The 17556-nt window shown below is 41.8% G+C and carries 17 protein-coding genes; all 17 read right to left on the bottom strand.

All coding sequences use genetic code 11. From position 1 onward, the window contains the following. The 17 genes from C9J38_RS01140 to C9J38_RS01060 all read right to left on the bottom strand — a co-directional run bounded on the left by C9J38_RS01140 (position 1) and on the right by C9J38_RS01060 (position 17485). A complete protein-coding gene (locus C9J38_RS01140) occupies positions 1 to 1167 on the bottom strand; it encodes a chemotaxis response regulator protein-glutamate methylesterase (RefSeq protein ID WP_107205509.1) in 1167 nt (388 codons plus the stop codon). Between the two features lie 76 nt (positions 1168 to 1243). Next, positions 1244 to 3472 (bottom strand): chemotaxis protein CheA, encoded by a 2229-nt coding sequence (locus C9J38_RS01135; RefSeq protein WP_107205508.1) that lies wholly within the window; start codon positions 3470 to 3472, stop codon positions 1244 to 1246. Between the two features lie 9 nt (positions 3473 to 3481). Further along, complete coding sequence (locus C9J38_RS01130; protein ID WP_107205507.1) at positions 3482 to 4201, bottom strand: protein phosphatase CheZ; 720 nt, start codon at positions 4199 to 4201, stop codon at positions 3482 to 3484. Positions 4202 to 4249: 48 nt separating this feature from the next. Next, positions 4250 to 4621 carry a chemotaxis response regulator CheY gene (gene cheY / locus C9J38_RS01125; protein WP_199187030.1) on the bottom strand — a complete coding sequence of 124 codons (372 nt, stop codon included), beginning with the start codon at positions 4619 to 4621 and terminating at the stop codon, positions 4250 to 4252. A 64-nt stretch (positions 4622 to 4685) separates the two neighbouring features. Continuing rightward, positions 4686 to 5408 (bottom strand): RNA polymerase sigma factor FliA, encoded by a 723-nt coding sequence (locus C9J38_RS01120; RefSeq protein WP_045082753.1) that lies wholly within the window; start codon positions 5406 to 5408, stop codon positions 4686 to 4688. Further along, the gene (locus C9J38_RS01115; protein ID WP_005370324.1) at positions 5401 to 6291 is read right to left on the bottom strand and encodes a MinD/ParA family protein; all 891 of its coding nucleotides are present in this window, start codon (positions 6289 to 6291) and stop codon (positions 5401 to 5403) included. Before C9J38_RS01115 ends, C9J38_RS01120 begins: the two co-directional genes overlap by 8 nt. Beyond that, positions 6284 to 7996 carry a flagellar biosynthesis protein FlhF gene (flhF, locus tag C9J38_RS01110; protein ID WP_107205505.1) on the bottom strand — a complete coding sequence of 571 codons (1713 nt, stop codon included), beginning with the start codon at positions 7994 to 7996 and terminating at the stop codon, positions 6284 to 6286. Before flhF ends, C9J38_RS01115 begins: the two co-directional genes overlap by 8 nt. A 50-nt stretch (positions 7997 to 8046) precedes the next feature. Next, positions 8047 to 10143: a flagellar biosynthesis protein FlhA gene (gene flhA / locus C9J38_RS01105; RefSeq protein ID WP_107205504.1), complete on the bottom strand. Its 2097-nt coding sequence runs from the start codon at positions 10141 to 10143 to the stop codon at positions 8047 to 8049. Positions 10144 to 10505: 362 nt separating this feature from the next. After that, on the bottom strand, positions 10506 to 11636 hold the full coding sequence (gene flhB, locus C9J38_RS01100; RefSeq protein WP_045148070.1) for a flagellar biosynthesis protein FlhB: 1131 nt from the start codon (positions 11634 to 11636) through the stop codon (positions 10506 to 10508). A 23-nt stretch (positions 11637 to 11659) separates the two neighbouring features. Then, entirely contained in the window at positions 11660 to 12442 is a 783-nt protein-coding gene (fliR, locus tag C9J38_RS01095; protein ID WP_107205503.1) for a flagellar biosynthetic protein FliR, read from the bottom strand. Positions 12443 to 12462: 20 nt separating this feature from the next. Continuing rightward, a complete protein-coding gene (fliQ, locus tag C9J38_RS01090; RefSeq protein WP_005370314.1) occupies positions 12463 to 12732 on the bottom strand; it encodes a flagellar biosynthesis protein FliQ in 270 nt (89 codons plus the stop codon). Positions 12733 to 12765: 33 nt separating this feature from the next. Beyond that, positions 12766 to 13614 (bottom strand): flagellar type III secretion system pore protein FliP, encoded by an 849-nt coding sequence (gene fliP / locus C9J38_RS01085; RefSeq protein WP_107205502.1) that lies wholly within the window; start codon positions 13612 to 13614, stop codon positions 12766 to 12768. Continuing rightward, positions 13601 to 14050, bottom strand: a complete 450-nt coding sequence (fliO, locus tag C9J38_RS01080) for a flagellar biosynthetic protein FliO (RefSeq protein WP_107205501.1) — start codon at positions 14048 to 14050, stop codon at positions 13601 to 13603. The genes fliP and fliO overlap by 14 nt, the downstream gene beginning before the upstream one ends. Before the next feature lie 8 nt (positions 14051 to 14058). Continuing rightward, positions 14059 to 14448 (bottom strand): flagellar motor switch protein FliN, encoded by a 390-nt coding sequence (gene fliN / locus C9J38_RS01075; protein ID WP_107205500.1) that lies wholly within the window; start codon positions 14446 to 14448, stop codon positions 14059 to 14061. Between the two features lie 16 nt (positions 14449 to 14464). Then, positions 14465 to 15514, bottom strand: coding sequence for a flagellar motor switch protein FliM (fliM, locus tag C9J38_RS01070; protein ID WP_107205499.1), 1050 nt, complete (start codon positions 15512 to 15514; stop codon positions 14465 to 14467). Between the two features lie 7 nt (positions 15515 to 15521). Further along, the gene (gene fliL / locus C9J38_RS01065; protein ID WP_107205498.1) at positions 15522 to 16004 is read right to left on the bottom strand and encodes a flagellar basal body-associated protein FliL; all 483 of its coding nucleotides are present in this window, start codon (positions 16002 to 16004) and stop codon (positions 15522 to 15524) included. Positions 16005 to 16057: 53 nt separating this feature from the next. Continuing rightward, a complete protein-coding gene (locus C9J38_RS01060) occupies positions 16058 to 17485 on the bottom strand; it encodes a flagellar hook-length control protein FliK (protein WP_107205497.1) in 1428 nt (475 codons plus the stop codon). Between the last annotated feature and the right edge of the window lie 71 nt (positions 17486 to 17556).

Genomic DNA, 17556 nt, shown 5'->3' with positions numbered 1-17556 from the left:
TCACTGTAAACCTAGTTCTATTAACATACATTCAGCAATACGATCTAAAGGTAAGTCGTGGCTTGATATACCCGCTTTAGCAACGGCTTGAGGCATACCGTATACCACACAACTGTCTTCATCCTGCGCCCAAATAGTTGAACCACTATTTTTTAGCATTCTTGCGCCATCTCGACCATCAGCGCCCATACCGGTTAATACCATTGATAGGACTTTGTCTTGATAAACTTTAGCCGCAGAACCAAATGTTACATCAACACATGGTTTATAATTCATGCGCTCACCGCTATCAATAATACGTAATCTTGATGCGCCAGGTCGACCATCAAGCATCATTTGTTTACCGCCTGGAGCAAGATACGCCATACCCGCTTTCAACATATCCCCATTTTCCGCTTCTTTCACTCCAATTTTGCACAGCTGATCTAATCGTGCAGCAAAAGCGGCGGTAAATGTCGCAGGCATGTGCTGAATAAGCACTATCGGATAGGGAAAATTAGCAGGTAGCTGAGTCAATATTTTTTGTAATGCGACAGGGCCACCCGTGGATGTGCCAATTGCAACAATCTGGTATTTTTTTCCTGACGCTTTAAAACGTAATGCGGGTTTGACAACAGATGCACGCGCAGCTCTTGAAGATGAAACAGATGAAGGTTCAGCCTGCAAGCGTGACGTTAGCGTTGGTTTCGTCGTCGATGTATGAGTGCTTGTTAATGGCGAAGAAGGAAGAGATGTTGAACGCGTCGTCGCACTTCGGCGCATAAAAATACGTTTACGTGCAAGCTCTGCAACACGTTTTTGAAGCAGTTCAACGGCTTCATCACGATTACGCGCAATATCTTCAAATTTCTTTGGCAAGAAATCTAATGCACCAGCATCAAGGGCATCAAGCGTCGCCTTGGCACCATCATGAGTTAACGAAGAAAACATTAAGATCGGAGTTGGTGACACTTTCATGATCTCGCGAACGGCTGTAATACCATCCATTACGGGCATTTCGATGTCCATTGTGATCACGTCAGGTTGCAGTTTTTGGGTTAACTCTACCGCTTCTTTGCCATTAACGGCATTGCCAACAACTTCCAACCGACTATCAGCATTAATTATTTCACTTACTCTTCGACGGAAAAAACTTGAGTCATCAACTACTAATACTTTAACTGCCATGTTACTTTCATCCCGTTGAAACGCTTAAACAAAGGGGGTCATCGCCCCCCTCTTTTATTATTATTTGTCGTGCTAATTAATGACCAGCGTAGTGTTTTAATAAGCTTGGCACATCAAGAATTAATGCAATATGACCATCACTGGTAATAGTTGCACCTGCCATACCTGGCGTACCTTGAAGTAAGCTATCTAGTGGTTTTATCACGACTTCTTCTTGACCAATTAAGGTATCAACCACAAAACCAATTCGCTGATGGCCAATTTGAACAATAACGACATGACCATGGCCACGATCTTTATTCGTACCGCCAGTCATATTTGACAACCAATCTTGTAGATAAAACAGGGGTATCGCTTTATCACGAACAATAATTGTTAACTGACCATCAACAGTATTGGTTTTATTCAAATCAAGGTGGAATATTTCATTCACACTCGCTAATGGCAATGCAAATGGTTGTTCACCAACACCTACCATTAATGTCGGTAAAATAGCCAACGTTAACGGTACTTTAATGTCAATTCGAGTGCCTTTACCTAGCACTGAATCAATATGAATTGAACCATTAAGCTGATTAATCCCTGTTTTTACAACATCCATTCCTACACCACGACCAGAAATATCAGAGATTTCTTTTTTGGTCGAGAAGCCAGGGGCAAAAATGAGATTATACGCTTCATTGTCAGTGATACGAGAAGCGGCATCTGCATCCATCACACCGCGTTCAACAGCAATGCTGCGGAGCTTTTCTGCATCCATACCGCCACCATCATCTTCGATGGTAAGTAGAATATGATCGCCTTCTTGTGATGCTGATAATAAGACAGTTCCCGTACGAGGCTTACCTACCTGCTCACGAACATCCGGCATTTCAATACCATGATCTACAGAATTTCGTACTAAGTGAACCAGAGGATCAGCAAGAGCTTCCACTAAGTTTTTATCTAAATCTGTTTCCTCACCGCGCATTTCCAGTACGATTTCTTTCTTTAAGCTACGCGCTAAATCACGTACAACACGAGGAAAACGACCAAATACTTTCTTGATTGGTTGCATGCGAGTTTTCATCACAGCGCCTTGAAGATCTGCCGTTACAACATCAAGATTTGAGACCGCTTTCGACATTTCTTCATCATTGGTGTTTAAACCAAGACTAACTAAACGATTTCGTACTAAAACCAACTCTCCGACCATATTCATAATGGTATCAAGGGTTGAAGTATCAACACGCACTGTCGCATCCGCTTGTGGTTTTGACTTCTCTTTGACCGCAACAGGTTTCGCTGAGCGCTCTACTGGCGGTTGATGTGCCGCAGAAGCAGGTGGAGTGACCATTGCTGTTGATTGAGTCGAACTAACAGCAGCTTCAACTTCGGTTAAATCATTCGCTGTAGATTGTGCAGCAGACGCTTGTTCTTCTAAAGATGGGCTTTTACCTGCACCATGTAATTCATCAAGCAGACGTTCAAATTCATCATCTGTCATCAAGTCATCACTATCACCGGCACCAGTATCTTCTGGCACGGTAGATGATAGGGTTACTGACGATGATGGTGTTGTAACACTTGCCGCAGGCGTATCACTATTTCCCGGCCCTTTGCCAGAACCGTGTAGTTCGTCTAACAAACGTTCGAATTCATCATCAGTAATATCACCGCTATCAAAATTTAATTGTGCTTCTACATTATTTTGCGCAGTTGGCTCTGGTGCCGTTGGCTTGGATGGGCTTTGTCCAGTACCATGAAGTTCATCAAGTAAACGATCAAACTCATCTTGAGTCATGTCATCAACACTGTCACCAGTGGTAACATTCTCACTACTTGACGTACTCGCGGGTTCTGGTGTCACCTCTGCAATAACATCAACCGATGGCGCTTCAACGGGCTTAGAAATAGGAGCGAGTTCATCTGCTGTTGCAGGCTGGCTGTAATAATGTAAGGCATCTAATAAACGTTGATCAGCACGATCAAGAGGCTGATGTTCTTTCACTTGTTCAAACATCACATTAATACAGTCAAGCGCTTCTAAAATCACATCCATCAACTCAGATGTTACGCTACGCTTGCCTGTTCGCAGCAAGTCAAAAACGTTTTCTGCACCGTGACAAGCATCAACCAGTTCGGTTAAAGAAAGAAATCCTGCGCCACCTTTTACCGTATGAAAACCACGGAAAATAGCATTCAATAACTCAGAATCATCGGGGCTTCGTTCAAGCTCTACCAATTGTTCAGAAAGCAATTCAAGAATTTCGCCTGCTTCTATTAAAAAGTCCTGCAGGATATCTTCGTCTAAATCAAAGCTCATAAATTTCCCCTAAAATCCAAGACTCGAAAGTAAATCATCAACATCATCTTGTGATTCAACAACATCATTACGTTGCTCTGGATTGATGATTGGCCCTTCAGGCTTTAAGGCGTCTTTTTTATCATCAATCACAGTATTCGCGTCTTGTTCCATGCCAAAAGCTTTAAGAATTTCAACTAACCTATCTTCAACTTCATGAACTAACTCAATGACACGTCGAATGATTTGTCCAGTGAGATCTTGGTAGTCCTGAGCCATAAGGATATCGGTAAGGTGGGTACGCAGTGTGCTGCTATCACCTTCAATTTGAACAAGCAATAAATCAATATCGTGACACAATGTTTTAAATTCAGTAAGACCAATCTTACCTGCCATTAAACGCTGCCACTGAGGATGCACTTGCAATAACGTGTTATGCAGTTTATCCGCAATAGGTAGCGTGCTTTCAACTGCGTCCATCGTTTTATTTGCGGCTTGCTCCGTTTTATCGATAACATAAAGCAATCGTTCACGAGCATCAGGAATATCAGTTTTCGCTAAATCATTAACCCGAGGGTCAAGGCGAAAATTAATTAAAGAATCATGCAACTGGCGAGTAATTTTCCCCACCTCTGCAAACATTGGTTCATGGCTATCGGCAACTAATGTTTGTACAAGCGAATTGGCTTCAGCTTGTTGTCCATTTTCTAGCAAGCTGACAAGCTGTTTTGCCTGTTCAAGTGAAATCATGCTTCTTTATCGTCCTTATGCACTACTGATGGTTATTGTTAGTAATCGTTACTGCAAACGTTCGAAAATTTTATCCAATTTTTCTTTCAACGTTGCTGCGGTAAATGGTTTAACGATATAACCATTAACACCTGCTTGTGCCGCTTCAATGATCTGCTCACGCTTTGCTTCAGCAGTGATCATCAATACAGGCAAGTGCTTCAATTGTTCATCAGAACGAATATGACGAAGTAAATCAATACCTTGCATTCCTGGCATATTCCAATCCGTTACAACGAAGTCGAAATCACCCTTTTTAAGCATTGGTAAAGCGGTTAATCCATCATCTGCTTCTAAGGTGTTGTTAAAACCCAAATCACGAAGCAGGTTTTTAACAATACGGCGCATTGTTGAGAAGTCATCAACAATGAGAATTTTCATGTTTTTATTCAAGTTTGCCTCCACTGAGAGCCAGTGTTCTTCTAGTTCTAAAAATAAATAATTATTAAGCAGTCCATGCTGTTAATTTTGCACGTAATCGCTGCATTGCTTGGCTGTGTATCTGACAAATTCGTGATTCACTAACACCGATTACCGCACCAATTTCTTTTAAATTAAGCTCTTCGTCGTAATAAAGTGATAACACTAACGCCTCTCGTTCTGGGAGGGTTTTTATCGCTTCAGCCAATGACGCACGAAAGTTATCATCAACAACACCTTGAAAGGGTGTGTTTTCACCGATACTTTCTTCATTAGCGACGGTATCTTCTGCCACTCCAAGATCACTAATACCGACTAAGCGTCCACAATTAACATCATTTAGTGCTTGATGGTACTGTTCTAACGGCATATCGAGATATTGCGCAATTTCTTGGTCATTAGGATCGCGTCCTAATTCATTTTCAAGGTGAGATATTGCTTCACTTATCTTTCGGCTATTTTTATATACTGAACGGGGGACCCAATCACCACGACGAATATCATCAAGCATTGCCCCACGAATACGAATTCCAGCAAACGTTTCAAAGCTTGCCCCTTTCGTAGGATCATAATTTTGTTGCGCTTCAAGTAAACCTATCATGCCTGCTTGAATTAAATCTTCCACTAAGACACTCGGCGGTAAACGAACCATTAAGTGATGAGCAATGCGTTTAACTAACGATGAGTATCGTTCGATAAATGCTTGTGGACTCTGCTGATATTGACCATAAGCCATCGCTTTATTCACTGTATGGCACCTCCATGGCCTGAGAACGTTTGATCAATAAACGCTCAACAAAAAACTCAAGATGTCCACCTGGGTTATGCGGAATAGGCCAAGTCATTGCTTTGGTTGATAATGAATTCAACGCCAATGCAGCAGGGCTACGAGGGAAAGCTTCGACCACTATCTTCTGACGTTTAACGGCTTGGCGAACATTATCATCAAGCGGAATACATGCCACGAGCTCTAAATTAGCATCTAAGAATCGTTCCGTAACACGCGTCAATTTGGTAAACAGATCGCGTCCTTCACGGTAACTACGCACCATATTGGCAACAATTTTAAAGCGTTGAACATCATATTCACGACTTAAGATTTTAATCAATGCATAAGCATCTGTAATTGATGTTGGTTCATCACAGACAACAACCAGCACATCTTGCGCAGCGCGAGCAAAACTAAGCACCATGTCTGAAATACCTGCAGCGGTATCTACCAGTAGAAAATCAAGATCGTCTTGTAAATTACCAAAAGCGCGAATTAACCCAGCATGCTGCGCTGGTGTTAACTCTGCCATATTTTGAGTACCCGAGGCAGCAGGAATAATTTTTAACCCGTATGGACCTTCAATAATGATATCTTCCAGCTCACAGATACCCGCTAAAACGTGAGATAAGTTACGCCCCGCACGAAGTCCTAGCATCACATCAACGTTCGCAAGGCCTAGATCAGCATCCAATACCATGACCCGCTTACCTTGACGTGCCATCGACATCGCCATATTTAGCGTAACATTGGTTTTACCGACACCACCTTTACCACCGGTTACAGTAATCACTTTGGTTGAGGTTAACTGAGTCATTCGACGTAAACCGCTTGCTTGATCGTACATTCTGCTCTCAATCATAATAATCTGCCGCCTTATTATCTGAACTATCACTAGACCAGAAATGTGATTGCTGGCTTATCTCTATCTCCAATAATTCATTAGCACGTGACACTAGGTAGTTCCCCGATGCTATTTTGATATCTTCTGGTACACGCTGGCCATCCGCTAAATAAGCGATAGGTAATGCATTTTGAATCGCCACGCAGATGATCTCTCCTAAACTTAATGACTCATCAAGCTTTGTTAATACGCAACCAGAAAGTGGAATACGACGAAAATGTTCAATCGTTTCCTGCAGCACTCGACGCTGTGATGTCGCTGGCATCACTAAGTAGCTTCGAATATGCGCTCCGCTGTTTTTCATTAAAGTGTCTAGCTGTTCAGATAACCGAATATCACGCTGCCCCATCCCTGCGGTATCAAGCAATACCAATCGGCGATGTCGCAACTGATGTAAGATATCGGCAAGTTCTTCAGCATCTTTAGCAACTCTTACCGGACAGCCCATAATTCGACCATAAGTCGCTAATTGCTCATGAGCACCAATACGATATGTATCTGTCGTCACTAGAGCAATTTGATCTGGACCAAACTCCATTGCCGCGCGAGCAGCTAACTTGGCAATTGTCGTGGTTTTACCTACACCTGTTGGGCCTAATAAAGCCACCACACCGCCCGTATCTAAAATACAATCGTCGGTAGTAATAATTTGATCCGATAACAAATCAAGTAAAGCCGGCCATGCTTCATTGGGTTGAATATCTTCAGGGATATAACACGCTAATTGATCGGCTAATTGCTCTGATAATCCCATTTTTTCAAGACGTTTGATCATCATGGCGCGCATTGGTTCGCGGCGTTCAACTTCTTGCCACATTAAGCCAGATAGCTGATGTTCTAATAAGCGACGTATCGAGATCATTTCAGATCGCACTTGATCCAGTTCATCTTTACTCGGTTGGGCTTTAGATTCGTAACGAGAAGGATCTAATCGTGGCTTTTGCGGTGACTGTTCACGTCCATTCATACCATGATCATGCTGAGGGCTATCAAATAACCCGCGACCAACAGATAGATCGCGTTCATATTGCTTTGATGATGGACGACGGTAATCGCCGATATCTAAATCATGCTTATTGGTTTCAGGCTGACGACGCTGAAATAGTGGTGATGTTGATGATGAACGGTTATCACGTGATGAAGGAGTATCTGCATAATGTTGGTCAGAATAACGAGAGTAACCACTAGCCTTTTGTTGCGATGCGCGTTCATTTTGCGGACTGTATGCTGGCTTGTGGTCATGTCGAAATGCATTCGCTTCTGAATATAAGCTGTGACTATCCCCTTGCTCGCGCAATTTAGATTGGCGATCAAGTAATGCACTAAGTGAATCAACCTCGTTAGGTTGCTCATTTTGCTCTTGGGTTGAGGCATAGTTTTGTAATACGCTAGCAAATTTCTGCGCCGTGGATTGGTTCAACTGCACCTTGTCATCAGCAAGTTTACGTCTTGCTTGATTTAACCCTTGAGTAACTTCGTCACGAGAGCGAGGCTGAGTATTTGGAGCTGCTGGAGGCGTTGTATCGACATCCACCGCTGCCACAATCTCAACACCACCAGAAACTTTCTTATTCGACATAATGACGGCATCAGGCCCAAGCTCTTCTTTGACTTCGCTAAGTGCCGTTCTCATATCCTTGGCAAAAAATCGTTTAATTTTCAAAATATCGTCCTATATCAGAAAGGGCTTAGGCGCATCTACAACCACTAACATTAATTACCTACCGCATTCACAATTCGAATTTGTTTTTCATCAGGCACTTCCTGATATGACAATACCCGTAAACTTGGGATCGTATTTTTAACAAATTTAGCTAATGTTGAACGCAACACTCCTGAGGTCAATAATACCGCAGGCTCACCTTTCAATTCTTGCTGCTGAGTCGCTTCTGTTAATGAACGTTGTAAACGTTCCGCTAATCCAGGCTCAATACCTGAAGATTCACCACCAGCAGATTGCATAGTTTGATGCAATATTTGTTCCAATTCAGGGACTAGGGTAATCACTGGCAACTCAACTTCTATTCCATTGATTTCTTGACAAATTAATCGTTTCAGACCGATACGAACAGCGGCGGTTAATATGTCAGGATCTTGACTCTTACTGGAATACTCCGACAAAGTTTGGACAATGGTTCGAATATCACGCAGTGGAATAGCTTCATTTAATAAGTTCTGCATTACTTTCACCACAACCCCTAGAGGTAATTGATCAGGAACAAAACCATCAACCAATTTAGGTGTCGTTTGACCTAACATTTCTAATAGGTTTTGTACCTCTTCATGACCCAGTAACTGCGATGCATGATTTGTCAGTAATTGGCTTAAATGAGTCGCCAGTACTGTTGCTGAATCAACCACGGTATAACCTAATGCTTGCGCATGTTCACGTTGTGAGTCTTGTACCCAGACCGCTTCAAGACCAAACGCAGGATCGGTTGTCATTTCACCATCAATAGAACCGAAAACTTGGCCAGGGTTAATCGCCAGATCCATTTTGGGGTGAATATTTGCTTCGCCACAGGCGACGCCCATCAAACTAATGCGGTAACTATTCGGTGGCAGCTCTAAGTTATCGCGAATATGAACCGGTGGGATAAGAAAACCAAAGTCTTGTGATAACTTTTTACGAACACCTTTCACGCGCTCTAGCAACTCACCACCTTGATCTTTATCGACCATTGAAATTAAACGGTAACCCACTTCTAAACCAATGGTATCAACAGGCTGTACATCATCCCACGATAGTTCTTTTAGCGGTTGGGTCGGTGCTAACTCTGTCGGCGGCGCTTGCTTTTCAACAAGTGCTTCTGCTTTCTCTTTCTTTATTCGCCAATAAGCGACACCACCAATAATGGCGGCAAGCAATAAGAAAGGAATATGAGGCATACCAGGAACAATACCCATAACAAATAGAATCATACCGGTGATGATCAGCGCTTGAGGATTGTTAAACATCTGAAAATACATTTGCTGCCCCATGTCCTCGTCAGTATTTTGACGAGTTACCATCATTGCCGCACCGATGGATAACAGTAGCGATGGGATTTGAGCAACAAGACCATCACCAATGGTCAATAAACTGTAAATTTCGAGGGCTTCACCAAATGTCAGACCATGCTGACCCATACCAATGATTAAACCACCAATGATATTGATAAAGAGGATCAAGATACCGGCAATGGCATCACCTTTAACAAACTTAGACGCACCATCCATAGAACCATAGAAGTCGGCTTCTTTTGTTACTTCAAAACGACGAGTACGCGCTTGCTCTTGATCAATAAGCCCTGCGTTTAAATCAGCATCAATAGCCATTTGCTTACCCGGTAAGGCATCAAGGGTGAAGCGAGCACTAACTTCTGAAATACGACCTGCACCTTTGGTTACTACCATAAAGTTAATGATCATCAAAATAAGGAAGACCACTAAACCCACCGCATAGTTGCCACCAATAACAACCGAGCCAAATGCATCAATAACTTGTCCTGCCGCATCAGGCCCTTCATGACCGTGCAATAAAACAACACGAGTCGATGCAACGTTTAGTGCTAAACGTAATAGCGTGGCAATAAGTAGTACGGTAGGAAAAGCAGCAAAATCAAGCGGACGACGGGTATATACCGTCACCAATAACACCACCAGTGAAAGCGCGATATTAAAGGTAAACGTCATATCCAATAGCAACGGCGGCATTGGTAAAATGATCATTGCTAACATTGCCAATACCATTATAGGCGCACCTATTGATGGCATAGACTTGATACTGGCTAACGGCAATCTATCTGCAAAGGGAATTGAAAGCTTCATTCTGTCTAGTGATCTATTCTTTTATTATTGGTATCAATGTTCGTTTTATAAACAAAAGAAGATAATTAAATAGTCCGTTATTTAATAAAGACGATGAACCATGAATGCATAAAATAAGGTAAAGCAATTATCATGCCTTACACATTAGTCATTTTTTTGACAGTGCAAAAAGACTATCAAATTAATAACAGAAAGCTAAAGATAAACGCTATATTTGTGACTTCCTGTCTAATATAAACATTTAATTAAATAACGCCCCTAATAGACTTTATTCCAAAAAAGAATTAATGATTAATATATAAACAATAAATTTTTAGCCACAATATACTTAATTATCATTTCAATAATCATGTACCTAAACATTAATGGCGTAATTCTTCAGGTATATCCATTGCAGCTTTAGATAGTGTTGGTTTTTTGCCTTTACCTTTGCGGTATTCTTTTAACTGAAACACATAAGCTAATATTTGAGCAACGGCAACAAATAAACCATCTGGAATTTGCTGTTCTAATTCAGTCGTATAATAAATAGCACGAGCTAATGGCGCGGCAGGTACAATATCAATATTATGTTTATTGGCTATCTCCCTGATCTTAAGCGCTAAATGATCGCCTCCTTTCGCAATAACAACGGGCGCAGAGTCCAACTTAGGATCGTAGCGAAGTGCGACAGAGAAGTGCTCAGGGTTAGTAATTACCACGTCAGCTTGCGGCACATCTGCCATCATACGTCGCTGAGCCATTTCACGTTGCAGCATTCTAATACGCCCTTTTACTTCAGGCTTACCTTCCGAATCTTTATATTCATCTTTAATTTCTTGTTTGGTCATTTTTAATTGCTGATTAAAATTCCAAATTTGAAATGGCACATCAATGGCAACAACAATAAGCAGTGAGCAACAAATTAAAAGAACAAAGTTTAGTAATATATCGATAGCATGAAAGTAATTGGCAGGAAAAACCTCATTACTGAGTTGGAAAAAGTCTTCTAAACTCGAAAATATCAAGTAGCAAGCAATACTCCCCACCAGCCCAACTTTTAAAATAGACTTAATTAACTCAACCCAACTTTGCATACCAAACATCCGCTTTATTCCACTGAGCGGATTCATTTTTGATAACTTAGGCATTGCAGCTTGAGTGGAAAAGCGAACACCACCGACACCAGCAGCTCCAATAAAAGCGGCAACAAACAAAAAAATGAGTACTAAAAATAAAGGCGCGAGAATATAAACAATCGCATCTAAAATAATAACGAATAAACGATCAAGATCGAATATATCGTCGCGCGTTAAGCTAAACATTGCAGTCATGATATGACTCAGTGCTTTACTTAACCCTTCTCCAAACCACATTAACCCAACAGCACCAGACACTAATACCGCAACAGACGCTAATTCTCTTGAGCGCGGAACTTGACCTTTCTCTCGCGCCTGCTCAAGCCGTCTGGGCGTGGCGTCTTCGGTACGTTCTTGACCATCTGAATCAGACATACTGATTTACTCCCAGTCTTAACTTAACAATCAATTCGGATCAAACTACACACTTGATCTAAGCCAACTTGCCATATCGCTTCATATTGCGGCACGATACCGAGTACAATAAACCAGCTAATTGCCAGACCGAGTAATAACGCAAATGAGAAACCTAACGAGAAAATATTTAGCTGTGGTGCTGCTCGAGTCATTACGCCAAACGACAAATTCACCGTTAGCAAAGCAATCACCCCTGCTAACGCCATATTCACGCCCGCTTTAAACATATGCCCAAACCAACCTGCAAGCTGATAGTAATCTTTTTGCTGTAGCATAGCCTCACCTATCGGCAAGGTTTTAAAGCTCACAACAACAGCATTTAACATCTCTAAATGCCCATCTGTTGCTAAGAACAATAAAATGGCCAAAAACATATAAAACTGTCCCAATACGGGCGTATTCTGACCATTCGCAGGATCAACCATTGAAGCAAAACCTAAACTCGATTGCATACCTAATATTTGCCCAAGTAAGACAAATATTTGAGTAATAAACTGTGTCACTAATCCCATTGCTACACCAATGATTAGTTGCTGAGTAGTAACAATAAATCCAGCTAAAGAAAGTAACTCAATATCTTGTGGGACTTTAGGTAAAACAGGCAAGACCGCAAATGTGATCGCTAAGGCTAAATATAAGCGAATTTTAGGTGAAACAAAGCGCGCCCCAAAAAACGTCATCGCCATCATCATTGATGAGATACGTGTAAAAGGCCAAAAATAATTCGCTATCCAATCAAGTAAAAGATTTGCGGTGTAATGCATAATCGACGGCTGCTCGTTTGCTAATAAAGCAACTGTGGGATTTGATCAATAATGCGATAGAAATAATCCATCAGCATTTGCGTCATCATATGACCAAAAAACATCAACGCGAGTAACGTCACCACTAAACGGGGTAAGAAACTCAATGTTTGCTCATTGATTGAGGTGGCCGCTTGAAATACCGCAACAACTAAACCAATTAACAGCCCTGGAATGACAATCGCGCACACCATGATAAGTACCATGTATAGCGCTTCTTGAAATATCTCAACAAAAGCTTCTGGCGTCATAAAAGCATCCTTTTTATCCGATGTTTATTCACATTAGGTGCCAAAACTACCTGCCAGTGTGGATAAGATCAGGTTCCAACCATCAACTAAAACAAACAACATTAATTTAAACGGTAACGATACAATCATAGGTGAAAGCATCATCATACCCATCGCCATTAAGATCGATGCAACGACCAAATCAATAATCAAAAATGGTAAAAACAGCATAAAGCCGATTTGAAACGCCGTTTTTAGCTCTGAAGTAATAAACGCAGGGATCAATACCGTTAACGGCACCGTCTGCGGATCATCAGCCGTTGAGCCAGACATATTCACAAACGTTTCTAAATCTTTTACCCGGGTTTGTTTAAGCATAAATTGGCGCATCGGATCTTCCGCTTTTGCCAACGCTTCTTTCGCCGTGATTTGCTCATTAATATAAGGCTGAACGGCATCTGCATTGATCTTATCAATCACCGGAGACATCACAAAAAACGTTAAGAACAGCGCTATGCCGATAATCACTTGGTTAGAAGGTGTTTGCTGTAAACCCATCGCTTGACGCAGGATCGACATTACTACCACGATACGGGTGAAAGAGGTCATTAAAATAACCATCGCAGGCAAAAAGCCCAACGCGGTCATTAACGCTAAAATTTGCAGGGTGACAGAATAATCTTCACTACCATCAGGGTTTACTGTCACCGATAATGCCGGTATTCCCCCACCATTACGGGCTGCTTGCATGTGACCTGAGGTTGTTTCTGCACTCATTGCTGTCGCCGTCGTACTATTAGCCACGTTCGCTTCAACCGCATGCGCTATATTGATTGACGATAACAACACAGAGATAGCAAGAAAAGCCATCCAAGTGATAAGGGTGAATTTATTTTTTAACATTATTTTTCATTAGCTTGCTAAGCTGAGAAGCGAAATCTCTGCTTGGCGATTCGTCCATGTTTAAAGGCTTATCCAATTTACTCAGCAAAGAAATATTATGTTGAGTAATACCCACCAACATTTGCTCTTCACCGACTTGCAATAGCACGACTCTTTCTCGTTGCCCGACTGCCAGCTGTGTAATTACTTTTAAACCCGAATCATTACCACTGATCCCAGCCACCCGCATACGTTTTAATAACCAAGCTAAGAAAACAATAATCGCAATCACAAGCAGTAAAGAAGCCAGAGTAGTTGCGATATTTAAGTCAGGTGCTTGTCTTAATGGTGGCGGCGCTTTTTCAATCGTTTTCTCAACCGCTGTTTGTGCGAAACAGGACAGTGTGAAAAATAATAGCGATAATACTGTAACTATCTGGCCTATAATCCTTTTCATGGCCAGCCTTAACGTAACTTTTTAATACGCTCAGTTTGGCTGATCACATCAGTCAAACGAATACCAAATTTGTCATTGACCACAACCACTTCACCATGTGCAATAAGGGTCCCATTGACCATCACATCTAATGATTCACCCGCAATACGATCAAGCTCAACCACTGAACCTTGGTTTAATTGCAGTAGGTTACGAATACTGATTTGCGTACGTCCGACTTCCATCGAAATGGTAACCGGAATATCCATAATAGTATCAAGCTTACGACGTTCATCATCGGTGATCGGTACCGTTTCATCAGTCAGCTCTTCTAGTGGTGCTGGTTGCACATCATCAATTTGCTCTGCTAATGCTGCAGCCCAATCATCTGCCATTTGTTGGTCATTATTATTTGACATTGTCATCGTCCTTTTCTTATTCGTTACTATCGCGATTAATATTAAGTAATGCCGTGCCTAGCTCATCACGGTCGAGAAACGCCAAATCCGTTTTAACCATATCGGGACGTTGTAGTTTCTCACTAATTTTCAATGCTACATTGTCACCAGAGCGACCCATTTTGGCGTGATAAGTCGGTAAATCTTCCACAAAAATGGTCGCTTGCTCAGGCATATCAATAGGGATCACATCGCCAACTTGTAGCTCCATCAAATCACGTAACGATAAATCCACATCAAGTAATTTGGCGCGAAGATTAACGGGTACATCCATGATCTCATCACGCAATGCTTTACTCCAACGCACGTCGGTGTCCATCTTGTCACTTTGTACACCCGCATCGAGTAATTCACGGATTGGCTCAACCATCGAATATGGCATGACGACATGAAAATCACCGCCGCCACCATCAACTTCAATATGAAATGAGCTCACCACTATCACTTCTGTTGGGCTCACAATATTTGCCATGGTCGGGTTCACTTCTGAGTCTAAATATTCAAACTCAACCCCCATCACCGGAGACCATGCTTCGCGGTAATCTTCAAACACAAGTTTGAGTAGCATTTGAACAATACGGCGTTCGGTAGGAGTAAATTCACGACCTTCAATTTTGGCGTGAAAGCGACCATCGCCACCAAAAAAGTTTTCAACCAGAATAAAGACGAGACGCGCTTCCATCGTAATAAGCGCGGTACCTTTTAATGGACGAAAGCGCACCATATTTAAGCTTGTTGGTACATACAGTGTATTTTGGTACTCACCAAATTTAATCATCTGTACGCCATTAATAGACACTTCCGCCGTTTTACGCAGCATATTAAACAGGCTGATACGCATATGGCGCGCAAAACGCTCATTGATAAGCTCAAGTGTCGGCATTCGACCACGAACAATGCGGTCTTGTGATGAAAAATCAAAGGTAGCAACATCACTCGCGACCTCGTGATCATGAAGTTCATCTTCTGGCTCATCGACACCATGAAGTAGCGCATCAATTTCATCTTGGGTTAATAAATCACTCACTGTAAACCTACTGCATTACAAAACCAGTAAAAAGAACCCGCTCAACTGCAGGTGTTCCAGCCACTTTAACCATTGCCGCTTTCACAGCTTCAAGCGCTTGTTGGCGTAACTGATCACGGCCATTAGGGCTACGTAATTGCTCAACGGTTGCGACCCCGAATGCTTGAAGAAGAGTACTTTCAATTAACGGTATGTGCTGTTTCGCCAAGGCTTCATTTTTATCGCCACGTACCATTAATTGCACTTTAATTTGAACCACTCTATCTCGTGTATCACCCGTAACATTGAAAGTAAAAGGCTGAGGTAATACAACATAGTAAGCAGACATTACAGATGCTGGTGACGTTGTACTTTCTTGAACCGTTGCAGCCACTTGTGGCGACTCTTTAGCGTCATCGCCATTTAGCAACCAAAAGCCAATGCCTGCCGCCAATATTACAATGACGGCTACTGCACTTATTAACATCAGCTTTTTCTTGCCCATCGCCATTTTTATTCCTTTTTGTCTTTATTTTCATTAATTAAATTATTAGCAATTGTTAATTACGCATAGTAATCAACCCGATCTTTATTGTTTGTTACAAACATCTCAATCGCATCAAGATGTTTATCTGAATTAGTCTCATTAGTGCCTGCAAAAGATTCATCATGGGCAGTACCTGATGATTGCTCCCCTGAATGCTGCTGTGAGAACTGCTGCGCAAATTGATTTGAACTGTCTTGCTGCACAGAGCCTTGCGCTAACTGCAAGCCTTGTTGCTGCATCATCTCACGTAGCCTTGGCATTGCTTGTTCAACCATATCCCGTGTTTGGCTATTATTAACGGTAAATTGCACTGAAGCTTGATCTTGATTCAAGGCTAATTTGATTTGAATTTTGCCAAGCTCTGGCGGATCTAATCGGATATCAATTTGCTTTAAATTCTTAGCCATCATCATATTAATCCGCTCAGAAACTTGCTCTCCCGCCTGCTCTTTTGTCAGCAGTAATGGCGACTGAACCTGTGTATTTGCATGTTGTAAGTCCATTTTCATCGCATTGGTTTGCTGGTTACTCATTAGTGCCGATAATGGTTGTGAAGAGATAGTGTCTTGCTCTTGTTCCTGACCATCAACCAATGTTTTTCTAACCGCTTCCATCATTCCATTGGTTGCGATCAGTTCAGAATTTTTTTCACCAGAAAGAAACGCATTCACGATACCATGTTCAGCTTTTACACCAGATAGTGTTGATTTTAATTCAGAATCGATTGTGGGTTGAGAAAGCAGTGTCGCTTCATCACTTTTTTCCGCTTTCACTGCAGCAGTTGCAGCGTGCCAGCCCAGTTTTAACTCACTCGGTTTGACATCCGCTTGTAGTACTTTCTCTTTTTCAGTTAGCTCATTTTGCTTGATTGAAGTGATTTCAGAGCTATCTAATACAAATTTGTCACTAGAGAGCTCTGGTTTCACATCTAAAGACGCATCTGATGATGGCATTTGCTCTGACTGTGGCGGCAAAGCTTTGCCCCCACCTGAAGATTGTTGACTAAGCTGCTGATTTGATTGGTTCAAACGTTGAAGGAAATCCGCACCTTCAAACATCATTTTTTCGACATCAGCAATACTTTCGCCATCATCAACATTATCAACACTGGTGATATCCTCACTATCAACAACAGATACCATCTCATCTGAAACAACCTCATCAGAGACTACCTCAGCGTTAGATTCAGTATCGATAACTAAATCATCAGAGACAATAACAGCATTATTGTTCGCTTCTTCACCAGCTTCAACATCTGTCGATTTTTGTGTTTTTTGTTCTATTTTTAAATCGCTTACCGATGTTTTCTCTGTTGATGCTGCTTGTAACTGAGAATCAAACGAAGCATCTTTGTCACCTTCATTTGTTTCTACCGTTTTAGTATTTGAAGATCCCGCAGGTGTGGCTTTTACGTGCGGTGTTGATAAGGGATTTAATAGATTCATAGCCAATTCAAACCTAGTACTGGGCGTGGAGAAAACAAAACGTAACCATTTGATCTTCCGACGACAAAAAG

Source organism: Photobacterium sp. GB-210 (assembly GCF_003026075.1).
Taxonomy (GTDB): Bacteria; Pseudomonadota; Gammaproteobacteria; order Enterobacterales; family Vibrionaceae; genus Photobacterium.
Note: the sequence above shows the minus strand (reverse complement) of the source record. Positions and strands in the feature narration are given on the sequence as shown.

What these genes read in the sequence shown, in the direction of transcription:
- C9J38_RS01140 (WP_107205509.1), bottom strand. Translation starts at nt 1,167, where the DNA reads ATGGCAGTTAAAGTATTAGTAGTTGATGACTCAAGTTTTTTCCGTCGA.
- C9J38_RS01135 (WP_107205508.1), bottom strand. Translation starts at nt 3,472, where the DNA reads ATGAGCTTTGATTTAGACGAAGATATCCTGCAGGACTTTTTAATAGAA.
- C9J38_RS01130 (WP_107205507.1), bottom strand. Translation starts at nt 4,201, where the DNA reads ATGATTTCACTTGAACAGGCAAAACAGCTTGTCAGCTTGCTAGAAAAT.
- cheY (WP_199187030.1), bottom strand. Translation starts at nt 4,621, where the DNA reads ATGAAAATTCTCATTGTTGATGACTTCTCAACAATGCGCCGTATTGTT.
- C9J38_RS01115 (WP_005370324.1), bottom strand. Translation starts at nt 6,291, where the DNA reads ATGATTGAGAGCAGAATGTACGATCAAGCAAGCGGTTTACGTCGAATG.
- flhA (WP_107205504.1), bottom strand. Translation starts at nt 10,143, where the DNA reads ATGAAGCTTTCAATTCCCTTTGCAGATAGATTGCCGTTAGCCAGTATC.
- flhB (WP_045148070.1), bottom strand. Translation starts at nt 11,636, where the DNA reads ATGTCTGATTCAGATGGTCAAGAACGTACCGAAGACGCCACGCCCAGA.
- fliR (WP_107205503.1), bottom strand. Translation starts at nt 12,442, where the DNA reads ATGCATTACACCGCAAATCTTTTACTTGATTGGATAGCGAATTATTTT.
- fliQ (WP_005370314.1), bottom strand. Translation starts at nt 12,732, where the DNA reads ATGACGCCAGAAGCTTTTGTTGAGATATTTCAAGAAGCGCTATACATG.
- fliP (WP_107205502.1), bottom strand. Translation starts at nt 13,614, where the DNA reads ATGTTAAAAAATAAATTCACCCTTATCACTTGGATGGCTTTTCTTGCT.
- fliO (WP_107205501.1), bottom strand. Translation starts at nt 14,050, where the DNA reads ATGAAAAGGATTATAGGCCAGATAGTTACAGTATTATCGCTATTATTT.
- fliN (WP_107205500.1), bottom strand. Translation starts at nt 14,448, where the DNA reads ATGTCAAATAATAATGACCAACAAATGGCAGATGATTGGGCTGCAGCA.
- fliL (WP_107205498.1), bottom strand. Translation starts at nt 16,004, where the DNA reads ATGGCGATGGGCAAGAAAAAGCTGATGTTAATAAGTGCAGTAGCCGTC.
- C9J38_RS01060 (WP_107205497.1), bottom strand. Translation starts at nt 17,485, where the DNA reads ATGAATCTATTAAATCCCTTATCAACACCGCACGTAAAAGCCACACCT.